Source organism: Escherichia sp. WS3227_2, from assembly GCF_046486495.1.
Lineage (GTDB): Bacteria > Pseudomonadota > Gammaproteobacteria > Enterobacterales > Enterobacteriaceae > Escherichia > Escherichia coli.
In genome coordinates this window covers 312,860-319,467 of record NZ_JBJQLG010000004.1, presented here as the reverse complement: position 1 = coordinate 319,467, position 6,608 = coordinate 312,860, and the positions used below count along the sequence as shown (strand labels likewise).

The 6,608-nt window shown below is 49.1% G+C and carries 7 protein-coding genes; 5 read left to right on the top strand and 2 right to left on the bottom strand.

From position 1 onward, the window contains the following. The 4 genes from ACJHXB_RS08275 to ACJHXB_RS08260 form a co-directional block, all read left to right on the top strand. Window positions 1–349, top strand: a 349-nt coding sequence (locus ACJHXB_RS08275; protein WP_175098489.1) for an RHS repeat-associated core domain-containing protein, incomplete at its 5' end; no start/stop codon positions are given. A 33-nt stretch (window positions 350–382) separates the two neighbouring features. After that, on the top strand, window positions 383–631 hold the full coding sequence (locus ACJHXB_RS08270; protein WP_000981126.1) for a hypothetical protein: 249 nt from the start codon (window positions 383–385) through the stop codon (window positions 629–631). After that, window positions 632–1,030, top strand: coding sequence for a hypothetical protein (locus tag ACJHXB_RS08265; RefSeq protein WP_000425547.1), 399 nt, complete (start codon window positions 632–634; stop codon window positions 1,028–1,030). It abuts the gene before it with no gap. Window positions 1,031–1,310: 280 nt separating this feature from the next. Then, on the top strand, window positions 1,311–2,447 hold the full coding sequence (locus ACJHXB_RS08260) for an ISAs1 family transposase (RefSeq protein WP_000420957.1): 1,137 nt from the start codon (window positions 1,311–1,313) through the stop codon (window positions 2,445–2,447). A 175-nt stretch (window positions 2,448–2,622) separates the two neighbouring features. On the opposite strand, the gene yafV is transcribed toward ACJHXB_RS08260, so the two are convergent. Continuing rightward, on the bottom strand, window positions 2,623–3,393 hold the full coding sequence (gene yafV / locus ACJHXB_RS08255; RefSeq protein WP_001118043.1) for a 2-oxoglutaramate amidase: 771 nt from the start codon (window positions 3,391–3,393) through the stop codon (window positions 2,623–2,625). Window positions 3,394–3,573: 180 nt separating this feature from the next. On the opposite strand from yafV, the gene ivy reads away from it, so the two are divergent. Continuing rightward, window positions 3,574–4,020 (top strand): Ivy family C-type lysozyme inhibitor, encoded by a 447-nt coding sequence (gene ivy / locus ACJHXB_RS08250; protein WP_001308392.1) that lies wholly within the window; start codon window positions 3,574–3,576, stop codon window positions 4,018–4,020. A gap of 42 nt (window positions 4,021–4,062) precedes the next feature. Here ivy and fadE read toward each other — a convergent pair whose 3' ends face one another. After that, window positions 4,063–6,507 carry an acyl-CoA dehydrogenase FadE gene (gene fadE / locus ACJHXB_RS08245; protein WP_000973094.1) on the bottom strand — a complete coding sequence of 815 codons (2,445 nt, stop codon included), beginning with the start codon at window positions 6,505–6,507 and terminating at the stop codon, window positions 4,063–4,065. Between the last annotated feature and the right edge of the window lie 101 nt (window positions 6,508–6,608).

Here is a 6,608-nt window from a genome sequence, read left to right as displayed (position 1 = left end):
CCAGCCGTACCGTCTGCCAGGGCAGCAACACGATGAGGAGTCGGGGCTGTATTATAACCGTCACCGGTACTACGATCCGTTGCAGGGGCGGTATATCATCCAGGACCCGATTGGGCTGAAGGGGGGATGGAATCTGTACCAATATCCGCTGAATCCAGTGCAACACGTTGATCCATTAGGGCTTAGTACTATGATAATAGGTAACGGCCCCGTTCCTGATAATCCTTTTGGGCATGCTGCGGCGGCAAATCGATATGGATTAATGAGTTCGGGAACTGGGGATGAGATGGGAGCCTCTGTCTCTGATTATTTTAAAAAGATGCAACCCCGCAGAGATACCTGGATTTGAATAATAGATACAACAGATGAAGAAGAACAATGTATGATGAATAAGGCAATAGACCTTAATAAAAAACTAAAAACTATTAACCTCGGGCCTCTTCCTGTTTTAAATAATTGTTTTAGCCGAACGAACATGATTTTTGAGGCGTGCGGGTTTAACAACCCCTCTATGAATACAAATGCGCCTATAAGCCTACAAGTGCTCGGTGAGCTTTATGGATATCAAAGATATATTATGCCTAAAGGTCCTTTCACTGGATTCCCATTTGAATTTCAAGAGGTAAAGTAAATGGAAATGCTTGGGAATATATTAGTGATAATTATTTCCATGATAATTATATCTTGTGATTATTATAATGCTGGCATGGACTATCAAGATAATATAGCCCTCGAGCAAGTCGTAACATGGGATTCTGATAATATATTCACACCTAATATCTTTGAACATAATGGAAGATGTTTTATGAAGAAAAATGAAACATGGATGTTATTAAATGGAGATGCAACACCAAACATTAGAACAATGAGCAATAAGAAAATAGAATGCCTGGAGAAGAGTGAAGTAGAATGGGCTAGTAGGGTTTGCGACAGTATCACAGACAAGGAAAGGGAAAATCTGAAGGCATTAATATGTAGCAAACCAGCTAAATCAGTTAATACAGGCAAAAGACCAGCGTTAGGATATTGAAACCGGCACTGCACTCTATCACTATTACAATATTCTGAGTGACTAGAGCAACTGCTCCGCCATCCGGGCTAGCAGTATGACGACGAATCCGAACTGCACTACAACTGGCACCGGTACTACAATCCGGGACAGGGACCAGGGAAAGATCACGTAACGCTGCTTTTTTGTACTAAGTAATTCGCATTTTATGTTTAAAAATTGAGATATTCCTCATTACCTAAAGCTGTTTTTTATTGCTTATACATGATCAAATACTCCTTACATAATTAAGGAGAACAAAATGGAGCTTAAAAAATTGATGGAACATATTTCTATTATCCCCGATTACAGACAAGCCTGGAAAGTGGAAAATAAATTATCGGATATTCTACTGTTGACTATTTGTGCCGTTATTTCGGGTGCGGAAGGTTGGGAAGATATAGAGGATTTTGGGGAAACACATCTCGATTTTTTAAAACAATACGGTGATTTTGAAAATGGTATTCCTGTTCACGATACCATCGCCAGAGTTGTATCCTGTATCAGTCCTGCAAAATTTCACGAGTGCTTTATTAACTGGATGCGAGATTGCCATACTTCAGATGATAAAGACGTCATCGCAATTGATGGAAAAACACTCCGGCATTCTTATGACAAGAGTCGCCGCAAGGGAGCGATTCATGTCATTAGTGCGTTCTCAACAATGCACAGTCTGGTTATCGGACAGATCAGGACGGATGAGAAATCCAATGAGATCACAGCTATCCCTGAACTTCTTAACATGCTGGATATTAAAGGAAAAATCATCACAACTGATGCGATGGGTTGCCAGAAAGATATTGCGGAGAAGATACAAAAACAGGGCGGTGATTATTTATTCGCTGTAAAAGGAAACCAGGGGCGGCTAAATAAAGCCTTCGAGGAAAAATTTCCGCTGAAAGAATTAAATAATCCAGAGCATGAGAGTTACGCAATTAGTGAAAAGGGTCACGGCAGAGAAGAAATCCGTCTTCACATTGTTTGCGATGTCCTTGATGAACTTATTGATTTCATGTTTGAATGGAAAGGTCTGAAGAAATTATGCGTGGCAGTCTCCTTTCGGTCAATAATAGCAGAACAAAAGAAAGAGCCAGAAATGACGGTCAGAGATTATATCAGTTCTGCTGATTTAACCGCAGAGAAGTTCGCCACAGCAATCCGAAACCACTGGCACGTGGAGAATAAGCTGCACTGGCGTCTGGACGTGGTAATGAATGAAGACGACTGCAAAATAAGAAGAGGAAATGCAGCAGAATTATTTTCAGGGATACGGCACATCGCTATTAATATTTTAACGAATGATAATGTATTCAAGGCAGGGTTAAGACGTAAGATGCGAAAAGCAGCCATGGACAGAAACTACCTGGCGTCAGTCCTTGCAGGGAGCGGGCTTTCGTAATCTTGCCCTGGCTTTATTATCGAATTCGGTGACCGCCTTGACGGTCACTTCTGAGAAAGGCATTTACACAGAATGGTAAACAGACTCACAGAAACTACCTGGCATCAGTCCTTGCGGGGAGCGGGCTTTCGTAGTCTTACCCTGACTCTCCCCCGGCCCTAAACACAACCCCCACTCACCACAACCTAAACTCATCCGCATCCCGCCATGCCGGAAATTTCTCTCTATACTCCCGCAACGCCACCATCGACAGCTCCGCATCAATGCGCGTTGCCTGATGCGCGTCGGCAGTAGCGATAATCTCGCCTTGCGGATTAATCACCCGGCTGTCACCACGATAATGGCAGCCGTTGCCATCGCTGCCGACGCGATTGCATCCCGCCACATACGCCTGATTCTCAATCGCGCGGGCCGTCAGCAATGCCTGCCAGTGCAGAGAGCGCGGAGCAGGCCAGTTGGCGACGTACAGGGCGAGGTCATAATCGTTGAGATTGCGCGACCACACCGGAAAACGTAAGTCGTAGCACACCAGCGGCAAAATACGCCAGCCGCGCCATTCCACAATCACTCGCGCATTGCCCGCTTTATAATGCAGATGCTCATCTGCCATGCGGAACAGATGACGCTTATCATAAAAATGTACCGTGCCGCCCGGCTCAACCAGCAAAAAGCGGTTAACCGAACCAGACTCCGTTTGTAATGCAACACTGCCTGCAATCAGCGCATTGCACTGCTGCGCTTTAGCTGTCATCCAGTTCACTACGTCATCTTGTGCTAGCGACGAAGCTGCCGCTTCCATGGCAAAGCCGCTGGTAAACATCTCCGGTAGAACGATCACATCGCGCCCGGTAATACCTTCCAGTTGACGATCAAAATGACGCAGGTTGGCAGGACCATCCATCCACACCAGTGGTTGCTGCAAAAGCGTAATCTTCAAACCAGGCACGGTGTACAACTCCTTTATGCGAAGGGTTTTATAACTCTAACACCTTATCAGGCAGTTGCCTTAGCGCAGAATAAATTGATAACAAATGCTGATATTGGAAATATCTGATTTGCAAATTATCGTGTTATCGCCAGGCTTTAGGAGGTTAATAACATGGGCAGGATAAGCTCGGGAGGAATGATGTTTAAGGCAATAACGACAGTCGCCGCTCTGGTCATCGCCACCAGTGCAATGGCGCAGGATGATTTAACCATTAGCAGCCTTGCAAAGGGCGAAACCACCAAAGCTGCGTTTAATCAGATGGTGCAAGGGCATAAGCTGCCTGCCTGGGTGATGAAAGGCGGGACTTATACCCCTGCACAAACCGTAACGTTGGGAGATGAGACGTATCAGGTGATGAGCGCGTGCAAACCGCATGACTGTGGCTCGCAACGTATCGCTGTGATGTGGTCCGAGAAATCTAATCAGATGACGGGGCTGTTCTCGACTATTGATGAGAAAACGTCGCAAGAGAAACTCACCTGGTTGAATGTGAACGATGCGCTTTCGATTGATGGTAAAACGGTGCTGTTCGCGGCGTTGACCGGCAGCCTGGAAAACCATCCGGATGGCTTTAATTTTAAATAATTAGCGGATAAAGAAACGGAGCCTTTCGGCTCCGTTATTCAATTACGCGGCTTCAACTTTCCGCACTTTCTCCGGCAACTTTACCGGCTTCGTCGCCAGCTCTTCCGGATCAAAGTCATCAACGTTAATACTGCGCAGACGGCTTTCTTCAGCTTTCACCAGAATAGCGGCTTCATCTTTATCAATCAGCCCCTTCGCCAGCGCGTTGTGCGCCAGTTCATCCAGACGGGTAAATGGCAGATTTTTACCCAGCTCTTTACAGATCCGCTGATGAATCGGGTCGGCGGCAATCACATCCACTAGCGCCTCTTCCAGTAAACCAACCGGGTTATGCTCGCTTGGCGTCAGGTACTGACCGCGACCAATACGTGAACGAGTGGCGTTCGGCACTTGTAAAATCTTCGCCACTTTATGATCCAGCTTGTCAGACGGTGCCAGATAATGACGTCCGGTCGGGAAGATCACCACATTCAGCAGCCCGGCAACCACGCGGTTCGGGAAGTTTTGCAGTAAATCATCCATCGCCTGTTCAGCCTGATACAGCGCATCCTGTACGCCCCAGTGCACCAGCGGCAGGTCGGCTTCATTACGGCCTTCGTCGTCATAACGCTTCAGAACGGCAGAGGCGAGGTAAAGCTGGCTTAAAATATCCCCCAGACGTGCCGAGATACGCTCGCGACGTTTCAGGCTGCCGCCCAGCACCGCCATCGAGACATCAGAAAGCAGGGCGAGGTTGGCGCTCAGGCGGTTCAGATGCTGATAGTAGCGTTTAGTGGCATCGCCGGTTGGCGTGCTGCTGGTTAAACCGCGCGTCAGGCCCAGCCAGAAGCTGCGAACTTTGTTGCTACCGACGTGACCGATATGTTTAAACAGCAGTTTATCGAACGCGTTGACGTCATTGTTCTTCGCCGCTTCCATCTCTTCCAGCACGTACGGATGGCAACGAATCGCTCCTTGTCCGAAGATCATCATGCTGCGGGTCAGAATGTTAGCCCCTTCAACGGTGATGGCAATCGGCGCGCCCTGGTAAGCACGCGCCAGGAAGTTGCTCTGCCCGAGCATAATGCCTTTGCCACCAGTGATATCCATCGCATCAATAATCGACTGCTGCCCACGGTGGGTACAGTGATACTTAACGATAGCCGACAGCACGGCAGGTTTTTCGCCGAGCATAATGCCGTAGGTAATCAGCGACGCCGCAGCATCCATCACATAGGCATTACCGGCAATACGCGCCAGCGGCTCTTCAATCCCTTCCATCTTACCAATAGAGATTTTGAACTGACGGCGAATGTGCGCATACGCGCCCGTTGCCAGCGCTACCGATTTCACACCGCCGGTTGAGTTGGAAGGCAGGGTGATGCCGCGGCCTACCGAGAGGCACTCCACCAGCATCCGCCAGCCTTGTCCGGCCATTTTCGGCCCGCCGATGATGTAATCGATCGGTACGAAGACATCTTTACCGCGCGTCGGTCCGTTCTGGAACGGTACGTTCAGCGGGAAGTGGCGACGACCAATTTCCACGCCCGGCGTGGTAGTCGGGATCAGCGCACAGGTAATACCTAAATCTTCTGCACCGCCGAGTAATTTCTCCGGGTCGGAGAGTTTAAACGCCAGCCCAAGCACGGTCGCAATCGGTGCGAGCGTAATGTAGCGTTTGTTCCAGGTCAGACGCATCCCCAGCACCTGCTGGCCCTGCCATTCACCCATGCAGACAATCCCGGTATCCGGAATCGCGCCCGCATCGGAACCCGCTTCGGGGCTGGTCAGTGCAAAGCAAGGGATCTCCTGACCACGCGCCAGACGCGGCAGATAGTGATTTTTCTGCTCGTCAGTGCCGTAATGTTGCAGCAGCTCGCCCGGGCCTAATGAGTTCGGCACGCCGACGGTAATTGCCAGGATCCCGCTCACGCCGGAGAGTTTTTGCAGCACACGAGATTGGGCATAAGCCGAGAACTCCAGCCCGCCGTACTCTTTTTTGATGATCATCGCGAAGAAACGATGCTCTTTAAGGTACGCCCACAACTCCGGCGGCAGATCCGCCAGCTCATGAGTAATCTGGAAATCATTCGCCATCCGGCAGGCTTCTTCTACCGGGCCGTCGAGAAACGCTTGCTCTTCTGCGGTCAGGCGCGGCTGCGGATAGTTATGCAGCTTTTTCCAGTCCGGCTTGCCCTGGAACAAGTCGCCCTCCCACCAGGTGGTGCCCGCATCAATCGCTTCTTTCTCAGTGCGCGACATCGGCGGCATTACCTTACGGAAACCGCGAAATACCGGCGCGGAAATCATCGACTTACGCATAGGCGCAAAGTTAAATGGCACGAGGATAATGGCCAGAGGCACCAGTACCCACGCCGACCACAGACCAGCAACGCCGAGGGCGGCTGTCCAGGCGAGCAAAATCAGACTGCTGATAAATAAGCTCACGCGGTGATAGAACAACGCGCCGAGCAGGACAACCGTAGCGAGAATACTCAAAATCATCATAACGAAAAGCCCCTTACTTGTAGGAGGTCTGACCACTTGTGATGATATGGTTGTAGTGGATGTAAAAACATTTAGCAATGTGTTTACAATATAATTACAAC